A 17,907-nucleotide genomic window follows, 5' to 3' on the forward strand; every position below is an offset into this window, starting at 1 on the left:
AGCCTTGCAGATTTTTATGAAGAGTGATGTCGGTCTGATGCGTCACACAAACCAAGACGATTGTGCAGTAGGATATCTGCCAAACGGTGCTTGGGCTGTGGTATGCGACGGAATGGGCGGCGTTCAGGGCGGTAATGTAGCCAGTGCCCTGGCAGTGGATCTCATTAGTAGTCAGATTGCGTCCTCTTATCGCCCTGGGATGGGGGGAAAATCCATCCGCAACATGCTGGAGGTGGCTTTTGACGCCGCCAATATGAGCATCTTTGAAACATCCTGCGACATCGACGGACTGCGCGGTATGGGGACCACTGCTACCGTAGTGGTGGTAGAAGGCGATACCGCCTATATCGCCCATGCAGGCGACAGCCGGGCCTACTTAATCTCAAAGGATGCCATTTCCCAAGTCACGAGGGATCATTCCATTGTCCAGGAAATGGTGGAGGCCGGTGAACTGACCCAAAGTCAAGCCCGTACCCATCCCAACAAGCATATGATCACCCGCGCGCTGGGGGTCGTTCATGAGGTGGAGATGGATTACTGTGAAGTATCCGTCCAGGACGGCGATGTGCTGATCCTCTGTACCGACGGTCTTTCCAATTATCTGGAGGCCGATGAGATATTACAAGCGGAACGAAAGGGTCTGGCCGACCTTTGCGACCGACTTGTGAGGGAAGCAAATAACCGAGGCGGCAGCGACAATATTACCGTCGCAGTGCTGGCTCTGGCATCATTGCAGGAGTGATTGGTTTGGATAAATACATTGGAAAACGGCTGGATGGCCGTTACGAGATCCTAGAGACCGTCGGTGTCGGCGGTATGGCGGTGGTATACAAGGCCCATGACCTGATGGATGACCGTATTGTAGCCATTAAGGTGCTCAAAAGCGAATATGTGGGCAATGAGGAGTTCCGCCGCCGTTTTAAGAACGAGTGTAAAGCCATTGCGGTGCTGGACCATCCCAACATCATCAAGGTGTACGATGTGAGCTTCGGCGACCGCATCGAGTACATTGTCATGGAGTACATCGACGGCATCACCCTCAAGGAATACATCGAGCAGCAGAAGGTGATCCAGTGGAAAGATGCGGTGCATTTCACCGTTCAGATCCTGAGAGCTCTTCAGCACGCCCACGATAAAGGGATTATCCACCGGGACATTAAGCCCCAGAACATCATGCTGCTGGCCGACGGCACCATCAAGGTGACCGATTTTGGCATCGCCCGGTTTTCCCGCAACACCTCCCATACGTTCAACAGCGAACAGGCCATTGGATCGGTGCATTACATCAGTCCTGAACAGGCCAGCGGCGAAATCACCGATGAAAAGACCGATTTGTATTCTGTAGGCGTCATGCTCTACGAGATGCTGACCGGACGCCTCCCCTTTGAAGCGGACAGCGCCGTATCGGTGGCCATCATGCAGATGCAGTCCACCCCCAAGATGCCCCGGGAAATCAATCCTGACATCCCTGAAGGTCTGGAACAAATCACCATGCGGGCTATGCAGAAGAATCCGGCCCAGCGGTATCAGTCAGCAGCTGAGATGCTCAAGGATATTGACGAGTTCAAACGGGATCCCAGCATCCATTTTGCCTATAAATATTTTGTGGATGAGACTCCCACAAGGGTAGTTGATTCTATGAATAAGATTAAAGCTGCCGAGACATCAAAGCCAGAACCGGAACCAAAGAAAAAGAAATCCAATGCCATCCCCATGCTGGCAGGCATCGCTTTTGGCGTAGTACTGTTTATTGTGGCCTTTATCCTGCTGGTGGGATGGTGGACCGGCTGGTTCAACAGCAGTGAAAAATCTACCCTGGATATGCCGTCCCTTATCGGTATGACGATGGAAGAGGCCAAGAGTCAGTATCCGGACTTTGAGATTGTCCAGGAGACAACCCGTTATGACGATGCCCCCAAGGATGAGATTGTGGAACAGACGCCGTCTGAAGGCACTAACGTTCCCAAGCATCAGCAGGTCAAAGTCATCATCAGCCTGGGCCCCAAGGGGGATGAGATGCCGGATCTGGCAGGCAAGGAGTTGGCGGAGGCAAAATCCATTCTCAATAAGATGAACGTGCAATACGATATCCAGGAGCGCAAAGACGACGAGACTGCCAAGGGCAGTATCATTTCCACGCAGCCGACTGCCGGCAGTAGCATCACCAAAGATACCTTGGTGACCTTGTATGTCAGCTTGGGGCCGGATACCACCACTGTGACGGTGCCTCCAGTCAAGGGCCTCTCGGAGGAAGATGCAAAACGAGTGCTGGAGAAGAAGGGCCTTAAGATCAGCCAATCTGAGACACAAAGCAGTGACCGTCCGAAAGGGGAGGTACTGGATAGTTCTCCCAAGGAAGGCGAAGAAGTGGCCGAAGGCAGTACGGTAAAACTGTATATCAGCTCCGGTAAAAAAGCAGAAAATAAGGTGGACATCAGCGTAGGATTGCCCAATACCAGTACGCCGGTATATCTGAAGGTGTATGTAGGAGGCATCGAGCAGGCTGATTTGAGAAGCAGTGAGCTGATCCCCAACGTAGCCAGGGAATATAATTTCACCTTAAGCGGGACAGGTACTACAACCGTCACTGTAAGGATTAATACCAGTTCCGGCGGCGGATTTGACGACTATGTTGTGTATAAGGTAGACTTTGACCAAGGCAAGGTGACGGTTGTCAATCAGTATCCTTTTGACGATCCCAATAAGGGAGAATCGTCCAAGGAGCCATCATCGGAACCGTCCTCTGAACCGCCAGAAACTCCGGATCCCACAGAAGACGAAGAAGAGAATTTAATGGATCGAATTTGGTAAGGGCAGTGAGTATGGGGACAAAACAATTAAGTGGAATCATTCAAAAAGGCATCGGCGGCTTCTACTATGTAGAGGCAGCCGATGCTGTCTATGAATGCAGGGCAAGAGGCATCTTCCGCAAGGAGAAAATCACCCCGGTAGCGGGGGATTATGTTCGCATCACTGTGCAGGAGGGAAGCCTTACCGACGGCAGTGTGGATGAGATCCTGCCCCGCAAGAATGTGTTAAAACGTCCTCCGGTAGCCAATGTGGACCAGTTGTTTGTGGTAGCGTCCCTGGTGGATCCGCTCCCCAATACACTGCTGATGGATAAGCTGATCGGGATCGCGGAACGGCATCATATTGACCCGGTGGTGCTTGTCAATAAATGCGATTTGGAGGATGCAGGGCCGCTTTGCCAGATCTATCAGACGGCTGGTATTCCCGCCATCGCCGTGTCGGCCAAGACGGGAGAGGGTATCGATAGGGTGCGGGAGATGTTGTCTGGAAAGCTCAATGTGTTCACGGGAAATTCCGGCGTGGGAAAATCCAGCATCCTGAACCAGTTGTTTCCCCGGCTGGAGCTTCCTACCGGGGACATCAGCCGCAAGCTGGGACGGGGACGTCATACCACCCGCCAAGTGGAACTGTTTCCTTTGGAGGGGGGAGGCTATCTGGCCGATACGCCAGGCTTCTCCTCGGTGGATCTGGAAAAATGCGAGGTCATCCTCAAGGACCAACTGCCCGATTGCTTCCGAGAATTCGGGCCGTATTTGGGGGCATGCCAATTCACCTCCTGCGCCCACATTGGGGAAAAGGGATGCAGGGTAAAGCAGGCGGTGGACGAAGGTAAAATTCATCCATCCCGATACGAGAATTATGTGGAACTCTATCACCAAGTAAAAAACATAAAAGAGTGGGAAATCAGATGAGACGCTGTGTCATACTGGCCTCTGGGCCTGTGGAACGTTATGAATGTTTGCGTCCCCTTTTGAGGCAAGACGATTTCATTCTCTGTGCCGATGGGGGATTGCGCCTGGCGAGGCGGCTAGGGGTAAAGCCTCATTTGGCGGTAGGGGACTTTGATTCTTACCATGACCCACTTCCATTGGAAGGCATGGAAGTACTTAGGGTGCCGCCGGAAAAGGACGATACCGATACCATGTTGGCTGTGCGATTGGCCATCAAACGGGGATTTCGTCATATCCTGCTTCTGGGCGGTACGGGAGGACGTCTCGACCATACCTTTGCCAACATCCAGACCATGGCATGGGCGGCGGAACAAGACGTGTCTTTGTGGATGGCCGACTGCCAAAATGAGGCCGCCGTGCTTACACCGGGGATTCACCGTGTTGTAAAGAGGGACGGATATAAGTTATCCCTTTTTGGAATCGGGGAAGGGGCCTTTGGCATCACCTTAAAGGGCCTCCAGTATCCCTTGACCGATGCGGCTCTGACCATGACTACTCCACTGGGGGTCAGCAATGAGTGGAACGATGAGATTGCCCAAATTGAACTGAAAAAAGGCATGCTTTTGCTGGTGCTTTCAAAAGACTGACACCAATTTTTCCCTCCTGCGTATGATGATAAAGAAAGCGGGGGAGAGCAGCTGAAGCTCCCTTCCCTGCCTTTGATCCAGGCAGAAGGGCGGCGATCGGATGAGACGATGCAACAATGGCAGATCGGGAGGATTCCTGGCAATAGCGCTGGGAATTGGATTGCTGTTGGCAATCCTGCTCCCGTATCAAGCGATTGTTTTTGTTACAGCTGCCGCCATCGTCACCTTGGGCATTTTGCTGCTCAAGGGCTGAATTGTACGGAGGGGTGACCAGTGAAGATCGTAGTTGTGCGCAGTCCGAAATTCCTGAGAGGCATCTTAATGAAGCTGTTTGGAATTCGCAAGGAGCATGAACCGGTGTAAAGAGGCCGGTGCCGGTTGGAGGGCTTAGGGACGGCGAATGCTGTCCCAGTCTTTCCAAACCGGCCTTTTTCTTTTGTGAGGGAAATGGGATATGGAAGCTTGAGCTATCCGGCGACTTTAAGGGGGATGATAAAAAGATGGCTGTGTTTGAAAACGACTATATTATGCGCATGATTTGGAGCATCAGTGCGGTGCTTATGCGGGCCAAGGAACTGCTGACCAAACGGGGCGGGGAAGAGGATACGGCGGTTCTGGATTCGGTTTACCGGGATGCGTCCGGGCTTAGCGGAGAGCTTGTACACATACTCACCGACGAGGAAGTGGCCAATCTTCTCCACGACGACCCGGCCAAACTGTTGGCCGCCGCCCATCTGATGCTGGAGGAAGCTCGCTGGTATCAAAACCAGGGAGAGGAGGAGAAGGCGGCTGAACGCGGCGAACGGGCATGGAAACTCATGCACTATTTTCAGCAGATCGCCCCGGAGGATGCAAAAGGCCAGCGGTTTTGCGATCCCGCCCCTTTTGAGAGATGGAAGCCGGAGGAATAGGTAATCGGCTGTAGTTTGGGAGGCACATGCAGAAAAAAACACGATAAGTCCCTGTATCTTAGCGATACGGGGACTTTTTTTCGTTTCTCCTGAATAGGTATGAAGACAGAGAAATCCCTCAGCAGCTGAGGGGGATTTTCGAAAGCCCAAATTTGTCCCGGGCCTTGCATAGATAGGACAAAGTGCGAATATAGATTGGTAGAAACATAAGAAGGAGAGGTACTCTTATGGATTTTAACGTCACGCAGGAAACGGTTGCCATCAATGAGGTGGTGTTCGAGGGCAACGCCGAACAACCGGTGGATTTAGATCTCACTCTGCCCGATTATTGCCCCGATATGGCCCGGGTCCTCAAATGTCAGGTTACGCCTATGATCTCGTCCCGCCAGATGAACGGGGCGGAGCTGACGGTGGAGGGCAAAACCATGATCCGTCTGCTCTATGTGGACGACGGTATGAAAAGCGTCCACTGTATGGAACAAAGCACTGCTTTTTCAGCAACCTTCAGTTTAAAGACCGAACCCATGTCGCCCATTGTACAGGTGTCGGCCAGCGTGGATTACGTCAATTGCCGGGCGGTGTCGTCCAGGAGGGCCGATATCCACGGCGCCTTCACCCTCCACGCCAGGGTACAGGATAAGTGCATGCGCCAGGTCATGGCCGATGCCAGTGGATGCGGCATCCAGTTAAACAAAAAGGTGGTGCCGGTCAGCAACATCGTGGGCATGGCCGAACGTCCCTTTACCGTCAGTGAAGTGCTGGATCTCCCGCAGGGGAAACCGTCGGCCGTGTCCATCCTGCGCAGCGGATGCGTGGCGCGGGTTACCGATTACAAGGCCATCGCCAACAAGGTCATCGTCAAGGGCGACTTGACCATCCGCACCCTCTATTGCAGCGAGGACGACTCCATGGAGCTTACGGAACACACCATCCCCATCAGCCAGATTGTGGACTTGGAGGGCATTGAAGACGACTGCATCTGCGACGTCCGGTTTGACGTACTGTCCTCTGATTTGCAGCTCAAAGCCGATTCCAGCGGGGAGAACCGTCTGATTTGCGCAGAAGTACGGTTGGCGGCGGTGGTGTCGGCCTACCGATCGGCCGAAGTGCCCATGATCTGCGACGCCTACTCCACCGATTACGAGGTCAAGTGCGACAGCCGGGAGGTCTCCTTGGAAAAGGTGCTGGAGGTCCTGTGCCGGGACAGCACCGCTAAATTTACCTTTGACCTGCCCAGCGACGACATCACCAACGTCTGCGACCTGTGGTCCGAAGCCGGCCCGGCCAGTTCGGAGGTGAGCGATGGTAAATTGCTCATCAAGGCTCCTCTGACTATCTGTATGCTGGCCCTGGATTCCTCTTGTACGCCGGTTTACTTTGAACGCACTGCCGAGCTCCAGTACGATTGGGAGATCCCTTCCGATGTCCAATCGGTCAGAGCCGACCCCTGCATCACGGTATTGTCGTCCAGCTTTAGCCTTATGGGCGCCGACCGCATCGAGGTGCGGGTGGAATTCCGGGTGGAGGGCTGCGTCTACGCTACCTGTCAGCAGCAGGCCATGTGCAGCCTGGAGCCCGATGAGGAGAATCCCAAGCAGCGCCAGCAGACGGCCGCCCTCACCCTGTATTTTGCCGACCAGGGGGAACGGGTATGGGATATCGCCCGACGGTACAGCACGTCGGTGGATGCCGTCATGCGGGAGAACGGGCTGGAAAACGACCGTCTTAGTGAACGCGGCATGCTGATGATCCCGATCTGCTAGGCGAATGCACCCAAAGTGACCGTTAAGGGGGAGTAATAAGTGGAAGAGCGCAACATTTATCAGGATATCGCCAAGCGGACCCAGGGCGATATTTACATCGGGGTGGTGGGACCGGTTCGGACCGGCAAATCCACCTTTATCAAGCGGTTTATGGATACTCTGGTGCTGCCCAACATCTCCAGCGGATACCGCCGGGAACGGGCCATCGACGAGCTGCCCCAGTCGGCGGCTGGACGCACCATCATGACCACCGAACCCAAGTTTATTCCGGAGGAGGCCGTCCAGGTCACCCTGGAGGGCAACGCCACCTTTAAGATGCGCATGATCGACTGCGTGGGATACATCGTGCCCAGCTCCCTGGGATACATTGAAAACGAACAGCCCCGCATGGTCAAGACCCCGTGGTATGAGGAGGAAATTCCCTTCAACATGGCGGCCGAGATCGGCACCCGCAAGGTCATCACCGAGCACTCCACCATCGGCCTCGTCATCACCACCGACGGCAGCATCAGCGACATCCCCAGGGAGGAGTATGAGGAGGCCGAGGAACGGGTCATCAGCGAGCTCCAGGAGATCAACAAACCCTTTATCGTGGTGCTCAACTGTATGAACCCCGATTCCCCCGGCGCCGTCCAGATGGCCGACGAACTGACCCAAAAGTATAAAGTGCCGGTCATGCCCCTCAACTGCCTGGAGCTCAATGAGGAACAGATCCGCGATATTTTAGCCCAGGTTTTGTTTGAATTCCCGGTCAAAGAGGTGTCCATCGATCTGCCCAAGTGGCTGTCGGGACTTCCCCAAGACCATTGGCTGCGTCAGGCGGTATACAGCAGCATCCAGGATTCGGCACGGAGCATCTCCCGCATCTGCGAAGTGGATCGTATTGTGGACGGCGTAGGCCAATGCGAATACGTGGAATGGGCAAAAACTGCTTCGGTCAATTTGGGATCGGGCGGGGCAGTGGTCAGCGTCCACATCCGGGCGGATCTCTTCTACCGCATCCTCAGTGAATCCTGTGGACTGACTATAGAATCGGAGAGCGATTTGCTCAGCTGCATGAGCGAGATGGCCGCCATGAAGCGGGAGTACGACAAGGTCAAGGACGCCCTGGATGAAGTGGAGGCAACCGGTTACGGCATCGTCATGCCCACCATGGAACAGCTTTCCCTGGAGGAACCGGAGATTATGAAGCAGGGTGGACGGTACGGCGTCCGGCTCAAGGCCAGCGCCCCATCCATCCACATGATGCGGGCCGACATCAACACCGAAGTCACGCCCATCGTGGGCAGCGAGAAACAGTCGGAAGAACTGGTTATGTACCTGCTGCGGGAATTCGAGGAGAGTCCCACCAAGATTTGGGAGTCCAACATCTTCGGCAAATCCCTGCATGAACTGGTCAATGAGGGCCTGCACAATAAGCTCTATCGGATGCCGTCCGACGCCCGTCTCAAGCTCAAGGAGACCATTGAACGCATCATCAACGAAGGATGCAGCGGATTGATCTGCATCATCTTATAGTCTTGAAAGCGTGGGAAAACTTCGATTGTATCTGGGTTAAAAAACGCCCGGCGACGAACCGATTCGTTGCCGGGCGTTTGCCGTGGAGGGAATCTTGTTATCTTTTGATTGCGCAAACATGCAAAGTAGGGTACAGTAAAAACAAAGGGGGATTTTCTTATGAAGCTTATCATCAACGCCGACGATTTTGGATATAGCCGCGGCATCAATTTCGGGATCCTGGATGCGTATCAGTTTGGCGTGGTGCGGTCCTGTAGCATCATGGCCAATATGCCGGCCTTCGACCATGCCGTCCAGCTGGCGGGGGACAATCCAGGACTGGGGATCGGGGTCCATTTAAACCTGACCTGTGGGAAACCCTTGACCGATGCGGGGGAGTTGACCGGGCCGGATGGTCTTTTCCGCAGGAAGGACGATCTGTTTCCCTCCATTGGAGAGGTACCCTGTGAGGTTATTGAAGCCGAATGGGAGGCCCAGATTGAAAAGGTAAAAGGGTCAGGCGTCAATCCCGATCACCTGGATAGCCATCATCATGTCCATATGCTGCGCCCGGTACTGCCGACCTTTTTAAAGCTGGCGGGAAAGTATAACCTACCGGTACGGCTTTTTGGACGGGAGTACTTGCCGGGGGAATACAAAGATATCGTATCACCTGACCGATTCAGCGGTGATTTTCACGGCAAAGGCGCTGCTGTGGATACCATTCTAAAGCTGGTGGATGAGAATAAAACCGGTTGTCTTGAAATCATGTGCCACCCTGGTTACTTGGATGAAACGATCTTAAAGGAGAGCGGATACAGCATGCCAAGGCCCCACGAACTGCATCAATTGACCTCCTCAGATCTCATTACAAAGTTACAAGAGAAGGAGGTACAGCTTGTCACATTCTCCCAATTGGATAAGGGATAGGTAAACAGTAGAGACTAATAAGGAATAGGAATTGGTTTTTTCGTACTCTTGATTTGTTTGTCTATATTTCGTTCATATTAACAAAAATCTATTGACTTTACAAGAGTATATGCTACAATATAGCCAGAACGAAACAAAAAACACTCGGAAGAGTGAGAGGATGATATAAAATGAAAAAAGTATTATGCATCGGGTCCGTGACCACCGATATCATCGTCAGGCCGGTGGATGCACTTCCCGATCCCGGTACCAGCCGAGTGGTAGAGAATGCCGCCATGTACGTGGGAGGATGTGCCGCCAATGCCGCCAACGATTTGGGGAAAATAGGAGTCCCAGTGAGTTGTGCATTTAAGGTGGGGGAGGACAGCTTTGGTTCCTTTGTCAAACGCACCATGAAAAAGTATAACGTCAATACTGACGGCATTGTAACCGACGGTTCGGTAGACACAACCTGTTCTATCCTGTGTGTGTCGTCGGACGGTCAGAGAAGCTACTTTTTCAATCCTGGTTCGGCTGCCGCTTACAAAAAGGAAGACTTGGACCTTTCCCTGATCGATCAGAACGATATCATCTTTGTGGCCGGCGCATTGCTGCTCTACGACTTTGACGGAGTACCCTGCAGTGAGATTTTACGTTACGCCAAGGAAAAAGGCAAATACACCGTCCTGGATACCGCTTGGGACAGCAGAGATCGTTGGATGGAACTGATCGAACCATCGCTGCCTTACCTGGATCTGTTTATGCCCAGCTATGACGAAGCGGTTAAAATCGCCGGTGAGACCGATTTGGACCGCATTGCCGATTGTTTCTTTGCCAAAGGCGCTAAAAACGTCATCATCAAGATCGGCAAAGACGGCGCCTATATCTGCGAGGAAAATGGCAAACGATATACCCTGCCTACCTACTCCAAATACAAGCCCATCGATACTACCGGTGCGGGAGATTCCTTCTGTGCAGGTTTTATCGCGGGACTGGCCCACGGTTTGGATTACCGCACCAGCGGAAAGATCGCCAATGCGGTGGGAACCCTGTGTGTCCTGGAAGTAGGAGCTTCCACCGGTATCCGCACTTGGGAGGAAACCCTCCAGTTTATGGAGGAAAACAAGGATCAAGTGGAGTAAAATATCCAAAATACAGATATGCCGAAAAGGCTGATTATCATTTAGAAAGGATGGTTTCAAATGAAACGCGAACTGTACGAAGAGGTCAAGGAAAAGGCATTAGCGCTCTACGAAAAAGCACACATTGTTTTGACTCAAGAGGAAAAGGACAATCTAGAAGTGGCTGATCTGGGGCTGAACGACATCTATCGCACGGGTATCCAAATTGTGACGTATGTCAACACCGACTTATGCTGCGGGAAAGAAATGTGCCTTTTGCCTCATCAGACCTGTCCGGAACACATCCATGCGCCGATTCCAGAAAAGGATTACATCGGCAAAGAGGAGACCTTCCGCTGCCGGTACGGTATAGTTTATGTGTACGTAGACCGCGGAGAACCTACGCCGGATCCCAAGGTTCAGCCACCGAAAGGCGACGAGGCATATTATACCGCCAAACACGAGATCATCCTGCATCCCGGTGAGCAGTACACCATGGTGCCCAACACCAGGCATTGGTTCCAGTCCGGTCCGGAAGGCGCTATAGTATCGGAGTTCAGCACCCCCAGCCACGATGAACTGGACATCTTCACCGATCCCCGCATCGATCGTATGCCGGTCGTCGAAGACTGATCAAAGAAGTCAATTGAGACGTTTGCCGACAGTTTCAGTCGGGTAACCGTATAAAATAGTGGGCTATTGTACCCTGAGTTTTGTGAAATGAGGTCTTATTGCATGCTTGTTAATTTAAATGATGTTTTGTTGGACGCTCGTAAAAATCACTACGGTGTTGGCCTTTTCAATACCGTCAATCTGGAGATGGCAAAAGGCGTATTGCAAGCCGCTGAGGAAACCCGTTCGCCGGTTATTATCGGCAGTGCGGAGGTCCTGCTGCCTTACGCGAGCCTCCAGGAACTCACCGATATGTTGGTCCCCATGGCAAAGCGCGCTTCCGTGCCGGTCGTGCTGCACTATGATCACGGCCTGACCGTCCCCAAAATCCGGGAGGCCATTAAGCTCGGATTTACCTCCATTATGTACGACTGCTCCAACCTGAGCTTTGATGACAACTGCCGCGAAGTGGCCGCCATGACCAAGGAAGCCCACAGTCAGGGGATTACCGTCGAGGCCGAGTTGGGACATGTGGGAGCCAATGCCGGCGACTCTGACCAAAGTGTTTATACACAGCCGGAGGAGGCCATGGAATATGTATCCCGTACCGGAGTGGATGCATTGGCTGTAGCCATCGGATCCGCACATGGCGCATACAAGAGCAAGCCCCAGCTGCAATTTGACCTGCTTAAGAAGCTGCGGGAACAGGTAAATATCCCCTTAGTTCTGCACGGAGGATCGGGCCTGTCGGACGAAGACTTCCAAAAAAGTATTGCCGACGGCATCACAAAGATCAACATTTTTACCGATATCAACTGTGCCGCAGCAAAGGCGGCTCACGACGGATATCAGGATGGTTTTGGCATGACCGATCTCATTGAAGATATCACAAAGGCCGTCAAGGAAGCCACTATAGAAAAGATGAGGATCTTTGGAAGTATCGGCAAAGCATAAAGGGGACAGAGTTTTCCAACAAACGCTTGTTTGATGGGAAATAAAATTTGGAATGATTTCCGCATCGTTATGTAAGAGCTACTTGAACAGAATCTCTCCCCTTTTGATCAAGGAGGGAGATTCTGTTTTTGTTGTAAGAATAAAGATCTGGTTTGTTTATGATAATTATTCTTAATTTGAAGGGTTGAGCTTCTCCGGTACCGCTGCAAAAATTAGGTACTGAATTTTACAATAAGAAGGCAATTCAGCGTTATTTTACACGGAATGCAGTAATTTCATTTTACAATTAGCGCGATACTCTTTTGTAATTATGAATTATTTGCAATTAATGTAGAAATATCGCCATAATCGATTCCTCCATAAATTTAAAATGGATGCAATATAGTAAAATATAATTGATACAATTGATTTTGTATTGCTTTCTATTGTCTTTCTTGTATAATAGAATTTATAAAATGGTAGCATAGTGCATAATTCTTTTTTAAAGGAAATTACATTTTATGGAAGGGGATCGACAGCTTGCCGAAGAATAGGGGAGAAAACAACTCCTTTTTAAAGCAGCGCAACCGCGGTTTGCTGCTCAAATTGATTGCAACACAGCAACATACCTCCCGGATTGAATTGTCCCGTGCCACTAAATTGACCAAAATGACGGTTACCAACATCATTTCTGAATTTATTGAGAAAGGGTTGGTGGTGGAGAGTACGTTAGACCGTACCTCCGGAGTGGGACGCAATCCGATTGGTTTGACGATTTCACCCAAAGCGCCTAAATGTATTGGCCTCCAATTTGACCGGAATTCTTGTACAGCTGTATTATGCGATCTCAAAATGAATATATTAAAAAGCAATACCCTTCCGATCCATGGCGGAACAGGGGATGATTTGATGAACATGTTTTATCATCAAATCGACCAGATGCTGCAGGGAGAAGATTCCATCTTAGGGATCGGCGTGTCGGCATTAGGCCCCCTGAATCCCCGCACCGGTACCATGCTGACGCCGCCCAATTTTTATCATATTTCTCATCTTCCCATCGCACCGCTTTTAAAGGAACGGTATCAGTTGCCGGTGTTTATGGACAATGAAAACAACTGCGTGGCTTTAACCGAGAGCCTTTACGGCAACGGAAGAGATTATTCAGATTTTTTGTTTGTCAGCGTGCTGAACGGTGTGGGACTGGGAATCATTTCCGGAGGAAAACTCCAGCACAATAAATATGGTTTTGCCGGGGAACTGGGCCATGTCAGCATCGATTATAACGGGAAACCTTGCGACTGCGGCAACAAAGGATGCGTGGAATCCTATGTACGCATTCCTGTCATCCATCAGCGTTTGTGCCGTGCCACCGGTATGGATCTGCCCATGAGCCAGTTTTATACCATGTCGGACAACCCGATTGTAGATGCTATTTTCTGCGATATGATGGACAAATTAGGCTGTGCATTGGTCAGCGGGGTTAACCTGCTCAATCCGCAGGCCATCGTTGTGGGACATGCACTGTTATCCTTGTCCCAGAAGTATATTGACCGTTTGGAAAATACCGTCAACCAATGCCGTATCGGTCGGGAATACAGCTATATTCCATTTCTGCGGCCGTTGTATGGCAATCATGTCCAGTTTATCGGTGCCGCTTGTTTGGCAGCTAATCACGTCTTTGATGGAGAGCTGCTTTTCGACTAAAAGGAGGAGATGGACGTGGATTTTCGTCAGGTCCGGGAATACATTGGAAAGCTGGATCAGGTGTTTGCCGTTAAGCAATATGTGTTGCAGGGGGGACGTCAGGAGGGCGTTCACGCCATCGACGTGTCCACTGGAGCGGGGATGGAACTGACCATTTTACCTGACCGGTGTATGGATTTCTACCAGTTGAAGCTGAATGGAAAGGGACTTAATTTCTTGTCGCCGACCGGTATCGTAGGGCCGTCTTATTGCGGCAAGGCGGTGGACGGATGGCTCTCTTCCTTTGGCGGCGGATTTTTGACCACCTGCGGCATGGATAATATCGGCGTAGGCGGTGAAGATCAGGGTGAAATTCTCCGGATGCACGGCTCTCTGTCCAATACTCCGGCCGAACAAGTCAGCGTCTGTACTACGGTGGAGGAGGGGGTTCCTACTGTCCGCATCAGCGGCGTTATGCGGGACGCCACCCTTTTCCTGGGGGATGTCCACATGACGCGTACGGTGGTATTGCGTCACGGCATCAATGCTTTTGAATTTACCGATCGATTTGTGAACGTAGGTTTTTCCACACGGCCGCTGATGCTTTTGTATCATTTCAATATGGGGTATCCGCTGCTGGATGAAACTGCCCAATTGATCCTGCCCACCAACCGTGTGACTCCTAGGACAAAACATGCGGCCGATTATGTAGAGCAGTATGCATGTATTACTCCGCCGTCTACGCCTTTTGAGGAGATGTGTTATTATCACGACATCCAGGCCGACGATCAGGGAATGGCCACCGTAGGACTGCGCAATGCACAGCAGCATCTGGGTGTGGAGATTACCTATGACAAGAAGGTTTTGGATCACTTTGTTCAGTGGAAGATGCTGGGAAAAGGGGAATACGCCATTGGTCTGGAGCCGTGCAACGCCACCATCGACGGCCGCGCCGATGCAAGAGAAAACGGATCTTTGAAATATCTCGCCCCCGGGGAAGAGGTTGTATGCCGCTTCCGTGTGGCGGCGTATCAGTAAAAGTGATTTTAAGTCTTCGGGCCGTGGCGGTCCGGATAACGATCATAAAGCCTGCTGACCCAAGGAGCTTAGGAGACTTGGATCAGCAGGCTTTGCTGTTTATCACGCTGTTTTGTAGACCTATCGATGGAGGGGGATTCTCAAAAGAGGCAGCGATAAGAAATTTGGAGCGGATATTGTACTTCCTGGTAAAACAAGATATAATGAGTTTGAGTTTTTTAGAGTTACATGGATCAGGAGGAATCCTTTCATGAATGAACAATTTTCCGATATAGGCAGGGATTTGGGCCGACAGATCGGTAAAACAGTGGAAAAGGTGTTGGGCTCTAGCCAAATGGCCGATCTGGGACGCATGATCAATTCCACGATTCAGAATACCGCAAAAACCGCCGCAGATACTGCCCGACGTTCGGCTAGAAATGCGCAGAGGAATCGTGCTAACCGGCCGTCTTGGGGAGGCCCGCCCCCCCGGTCTTCCTATTCAGGAAAGGCCAATCGTCCTTATTATGAAGGCAATCCGGTTACCCCGCCGCCTGTTCAACGTCCAGGCCCGGTTTCTCCCCCCATCCGGCGCAAACCGGCCGGCGATGGGTTGGGAACGGTTTGGGTGGTCTTAGGATTCGTAGGCGCAATCCCTATGGGGCTGGCTTTTTTGGGATTGTTGCTTGCCTGTTTTTTGATTCCAACTTCGCTGATGTTTTTTCTGGCAGGGTTATTTTTTGTATTATGCGCGGCCTGTTCGGTTCTAATCGGCTATGGCTTTTCCCGCCGCCGCCGTGCGGCGCGATTTGCCCAGTACCAGAATGTCATCCACGGCAAAACCTATTGTTCCATCGGAGATTTAGCCGCAGCAGTCCACTGCACCCCGAATTTTGTGGTCAAGGATTTAAAGAAGATGGTACGTCTCAGAATGTTCCGGGAGGGGTATTTCGATCAAAAGGAAACCTGCTTTATGCTGGATTTTGAGACCTATCAGCAGTATCTCAGGACCGAAGAAAACGTCCGCCGGCAGAAGCTGGAGGAACAAAAGAAAAAGGAACGCCTTTATCACAATCCCGAACAGGCGGCGGTAGAGGATCTGTTGCGGGAGGGACGGCAGTATATCCAGACCATCCAAGAGATCAACCTGGACCTTCCGGAAGAAGACATTTCCAAAAAGCTGGATACCCTGGAAGACATCACTTGCAAGATTTTTGATTATGTCGAGCAGCATCCGGAGAAGATGCCGCAGATCCGCAAATTTATGTGTTATTATCTGCCCACCACCATGAAACTCATGGAAGCGTACCGGGATCTGGAGCAGAACGGCGTGGATACCCCGGAAGTCCGGGAGACAAAACAGGAAATTCAGGAGGCGCTGGACAACATCAATCAGGCGTTTCAGAATCTGTTTGGCAACCTTGTGCAAGACGATTTATTGGATGTCTCCAGCAATATATCAGCTCTGGAGACCATGTTCGCCCAGGAGGGACTGAGCGGTGATCAAGATTTCCGTCCCACCCCATGATCAGAAAACGGAGGATTTTAATTTATGGATCAAGAGTTTGAGATGCCGACCCTCACCGTAGAACCGGAGAAACAACCGTCAGCGCCGGCGGTGCCCGCCTCTTTGGCAGAGGAGAAAAAGCCTCCTGTAGAGGAAATCAAGCTGACTGAGCAGGAACAAAAAATGGTGGAGGATTTTCTTCCTAAGATTCAGCTGAAGGATTCCAACCTGGTGCTTCAATACGGTTCTGGCGCACAGAAGAAAATCGCGGATTTTTCAGAGAATATTCTCAACAGCGTCCGTACCAAAGACTTAGGGGAAATTGGAGAGATGATCTCCCAGGTGGTCACCGGTCTGGAGAGCTTTGACGCCGAGGAAGACAAGGGCTTCCTGGGATTCTTCCGCCGCACATCCAAGAAGATCGACGCCATGAAGACCAAGTACAACAAAGCCGAAGCAAATCTTAATAAGATCTGTGAGGCGTTGGAAGGGCATCAAGTTCAGCTGATTAAGGACATCGCCCTGCTTGATAAAATGTATGAGCTCAACACAGTTTACTTTAAGGAGCTGTGCCTTTATATCATTGCCGGCAAAAGGAAATTGGAGCAGGTCCGATCCACAGAGCTGGCACAGCTCACGGAAAAAGCTCGGTTGTCCGGCCTGCCGGAGGACGCTCAAGCAGCCAACGATCTAGCTGCATTGTGCAATCGATTTGAGAAAAAGGTGCACGATTTGGAACTGACCCGTATGATCTCCATCCAGATGGCGCCCCAGATCCGTCTCGTGCAGAACAACAACATCCAGCTTTCGGACAAGATCCAGTCTATTTTAGTCAATACCATTCCTTTGTGGAAAAGCCAGATGGTTCTTGCGCTGGGACTGGAACATTCCCGTCAGGCGCTGACCGCACAACGTCAGGTCACCGATATGACCAACGAATTGCTCCATAAAAATGCCGAAATGCTTAAGATGTCCACCGTGGAGACAGCCAAGGAATCGGAGCGCGGTATTGTGGACATGGAAACTCTGCGCCATACCAATGAGAGCCTGATTTCCACTTTGGATGAAGTTATGCGTATCCAGGCAGAGGGACGTCAAAAACGTCAGGAAGCCGAAGTAGAGCTGGCACGTCTGGAAGGCGAGCTCAAGCAAAAGCTGTTGCCTGGCCGGGACTGATTTTCAAAGAAATTAATGGATCTTCAAAAAGCCCCTGTTGTCTCTGAAAAGAGCAACAGGGGCTTTTTGAAGAAAGAAACGAAGGATGAAAAAGGTACACGATTTGTATCATGAATGATGCTTCGTCACCTTTTTGTCGATGGACCAAACGCCGTCTTTTGGATTAAAGGCGATTTTGACATAGGACATCACGCTGGGGGCGCCGGCTTGGATACAGATTTTCTGGCACTGTTTTACAATGTCCATCAGCTTGTCGTAGTCCCCTTCGATGGTGGTCTCAAAAGGGCCTACGCAGGTCGGCAGGCCGCAGGATTTGATGTAGGCGATGACTTCGTCCACAATGCGGAGCAATTCCTCCCCCTGCACATCGGGGAGCACTTGGATAGCCACACTGGCTTCCGGTTGATTCATAGGGAAACATCTCCTTTTG

General features: G+C 51.4%; 17 protein-coding genes. 16 read left to right on the forward strand and 1 reads right to left on the reverse strand.

Translation table 11 applies throughout. The features are described from left to right. Nucleotides 1-4 precede the first annotated feature (4 nt). The 16 genes from C12CBH8_RS03865 to C12CBH8_RS03940 all read left to right on the forward strand — a co-directional run bounded on the left by C12CBH8_RS03865 (nucleotide 5) and on the right by C12CBH8_RS03940 (nucleotide 17,477). A complete protein-coding gene (locus C12CBH8_RS03865) occupies nucleotides 5-742 on the forward strand; it encodes a Stp1/IreP family PP2C-type Ser/Thr phosphatase (RefSeq protein ID WP_090266594.1) in 738 nt (245 codons plus the stop codon). A gap of 5 nt (nucleotides 743-747) precedes the next feature. Next, entirely contained in the window at nucleotides 748-2,811 is a 2,064-nt protein-coding gene (gene pknB, locus C12CBH8_RS03870) for a Stk1 family PASTA domain-containing Ser/Thr kinase (protein WP_090266591.1), read from the forward strand. A gap of 11 nt (nucleotides 2,812-2,822) precedes the next feature. Next, the gene (gene rsgA / locus C12CBH8_RS03875; RefSeq protein ID WP_090266589.1) at nucleotides 2,823-3,722 is read left to right on the forward strand and encodes a ribosome small subunit-dependent GTPase A; all 900 of its coding nucleotides are present in this window, start codon (nucleotides 2,823-2,825) and stop codon (nucleotides 3,720-3,722) included. Further along, a complete protein-coding gene (locus C12CBH8_RS03880; protein ID WP_215533579.1) occupies nucleotides 3,719-4,348 on the forward strand; it encodes a thiamine diphosphokinase in 630 nt (209 codons plus the stop codon). The genes rsgA and C12CBH8_RS03880 overlap by 4 nt, the downstream gene beginning before the upstream one ends. Before the next feature lie 100 nt (nucleotides 4,349-4,448). Then, nucleotides 4,449-4,601 carry a hypothetical protein gene (locus C12CBH8_RS03885; protein ID WP_159461287.1) on the forward strand — a complete coding sequence of 51 codons (153 nt, stop codon included), beginning with the start codon at nucleotides 4,449-4,451 and terminating at the stop codon, nucleotides 4,599-4,601. A gap of 247 nt (nucleotides 4,602-4,848) precedes the next feature. After that, the gene (locus C12CBH8_RS03890) at nucleotides 4,849-5,259 is read left to right on the forward strand and encodes a hypothetical protein (RefSeq protein ID WP_143269595.1); all 411 of its coding nucleotides are present in this window, start codon (nucleotides 4,849-4,851) and stop codon (nucleotides 5,257-5,259) included. A 227-nt stretch (nucleotides 5,260-5,486) separates the two neighbouring features. Then, nucleotides 5,487-7,022, forward strand: coding sequence for a DUF3794 and LysM peptidoglycan-binding domain-containing protein (locus C12CBH8_RS03895; protein ID WP_090266584.1), 1,536 nt, complete (start codon nucleotides 5,487-5,489; stop codon nucleotides 7,020-7,022). A 39-nt stretch (nucleotides 7,023-7,061) separates the two neighbouring features. Beyond that, nucleotides 7,062-8,540, forward strand: coding sequence for a stage IV sporulation protein A (spoIVA, locus tag C12CBH8_RS03900; protein WP_215533580.1), 1,479 nt, complete (start codon nucleotides 7,062-7,064; stop codon nucleotides 8,538-8,540). 159 nt (nucleotides 8,541-8,699) lie between these two features. Beyond that, a complete protein-coding gene (chbG, locus tag C12CBH8_RS03905; protein ID WP_215533581.1) occupies nucleotides 8,700-9,449 on the forward strand; it encodes a chitin disaccharide deacetylase in 750 nt (249 codons plus the stop codon). Between the two features lie 170 nt (nucleotides 9,450-9,619). After that, entirely contained in the window at nucleotides 9,620-10,570 is a 951-nt protein-coding gene (locus C12CBH8_RS03910) for a carbohydrate kinase family protein (protein WP_099323444.1), read from the forward strand. Between the two features lie 60 nt (nucleotides 10,571-10,630). Further along, nucleotides 10,631-11,182 (forward strand): D-lyxose/D-mannose family sugar isomerase, encoded by a 552-nt coding sequence (locus C12CBH8_RS03915; protein WP_215533582.1) that lies wholly within the window; start codon nucleotides 10,631-10,633, stop codon nucleotides 11,180-11,182. A gap of 102 nt (nucleotides 11,183-11,284) precedes the next feature. Next, complete coding sequence (locus tag C12CBH8_RS03920; protein WP_090266574.1) at nucleotides 11,285-12,115, forward strand: class II fructose-bisphosphate aldolase; 831 nt, start codon at nucleotides 11,285-11,287, stop codon at nucleotides 12,113-12,115. Between the two features lie 519 nt (nucleotides 12,116-12,634). Further along, on the forward strand, nucleotides 12,635-13,798 hold the full coding sequence (locus tag C12CBH8_RS03925) for an ROK family protein (protein WP_090266571.1): 1,164 nt from the start codon (nucleotides 12,635-12,637) through the stop codon (nucleotides 13,796-13,798). 15 nt (nucleotides 13,799-13,813) lie between these two features. Further along, a complete protein-coding gene (locus C12CBH8_RS03930; RefSeq protein WP_215533583.1) occupies nucleotides 13,814-14,815 on the forward strand; it encodes an aldose 1-epimerase family protein in 1,002 nt (333 codons plus the stop codon). 250 nt (nucleotides 14,816-15,065) lie between these two features. After that, on the forward strand, nucleotides 15,066-16,322 hold the full coding sequence (locus tag C12CBH8_RS03935; RefSeq protein ID WP_215533584.1) for a 5-bromo-4-chloroindolyl phosphate hydrolysis family protein: 1,257 nt from the start codon (nucleotides 15,066-15,068) through the stop codon (nucleotides 16,320-16,322). Between the two features lie 24 nt (nucleotides 16,323-16,346). Beyond that, the gene (locus tag C12CBH8_RS03940) at nucleotides 16,347-17,477 is read left to right on the forward strand and encodes a toxic anion resistance protein (RefSeq protein WP_215533585.1); all 1,131 of its coding nucleotides are present in this window, start codon (nucleotides 16,347-16,349) and stop codon (nucleotides 17,475-17,477) included. A gap of 108 nt (nucleotides 17,478-17,585) precedes the next feature. Here C12CBH8_RS03940 and C12CBH8_RS03945 read toward each other — a convergent pair whose 3' ends face one another. After that, the gene (locus C12CBH8_RS03945; RefSeq protein ID WP_215533586.1) at nucleotides 17,586-17,888 is read right to left on the reverse strand and encodes a thiamine-binding protein; all 303 of its coding nucleotides are present in this window, start codon (nucleotides 17,886-17,888) and stop codon (nucleotides 17,586-17,588) included. Between the last annotated feature and the right edge of the window lie 19 nt (nucleotides 17,889-17,907).

This window comes from Solibaculum mannosilyticum (assembly GCF_015140235.1).
Classification (GTDB): Bacteria; Bacillota; Clostridia; order Oscillospirales; family Acutalibacteraceae; genus Solibaculum; species Solibaculum mannosilyticum.

Bases quoted from the DNA above. Each gene is read 5' to 3' on its own strand.
- rsgA (WP_090266589.1), top strand. From the start codon at position 2,823: ATGGGGACAAAACAATTAAGTGGAATCATTCAAAAAGGCATCGGCGGC.
- C12CBH8_RS03880 (WP_215533579.1), top strand. From the start codon at position 3,719: ATGAGACGCTGTGTCATACTGGCCTCTGGGCCTGTGGAACGTTATGAA.
- C12CBH8_RS03885 (WP_159461287.1), top strand. From the start codon at position 4,449: ATGAGACGATGCAACAATGGCAGATCGGGAGGATTCCTGGCAATAGCG.
- C12CBH8_RS03890 (WP_143269595.1), top strand. From the start codon at position 4,849: ATGGCTGTGTTTGAAAACGACTATATTATGCGCATGATTTGGAGCATC.
- C12CBH8_RS03895 (WP_090266584.1), top strand. From the start codon at position 5,487: ATGGATTTTAACGTCACGCAGGAAACGGTTGCCATCAATGAGGTGGTG.
- chbG (WP_215533581.1), top strand. From the start codon at position 8,700: ATGAAGCTTATCATCAACGCCGACGATTTTGGATATAGCCGCGGCATC.
- C12CBH8_RS03910 (WP_099323444.1), top strand. From the start codon at position 9,620: ATGAAAAAAGTATTATGCATCGGGTCCGTGACCACCGATATCATCGTC.
- C12CBH8_RS03915 (WP_215533582.1), top strand. From the start codon at position 10,631: ATGAAACGCGAACTGTACGAAGAGGTCAAGGAAAAGGCATTAGCGCTC.
- C12CBH8_RS03920 (WP_090266574.1), top strand. From the start codon at position 11,285: ATGCTTGTTAATTTAAATGATGTTTTGTTGGACGCTCGTAAAAATCAC.
- C12CBH8_RS03935 (WP_215533584.1), top strand. From the start codon at position 15,066: ATGAATGAACAATTTTCCGATATAGGCAGGGATTTGGGCCGACAGATC.
- C12CBH8_RS03940 (WP_215533585.1), top strand. From the start codon at position 16,347: ATGGATCAAGAGTTTGAGATGCCGACCCTCACCGTAGAACCGGAGAAA.
- C12CBH8_RS03945 (WP_215533586.1), bottom strand. From the start codon at position 17,888: ATGAATCAACCGGAAGCCAGTGTGGCTATCCAAGTGCTCCCCGATGTG.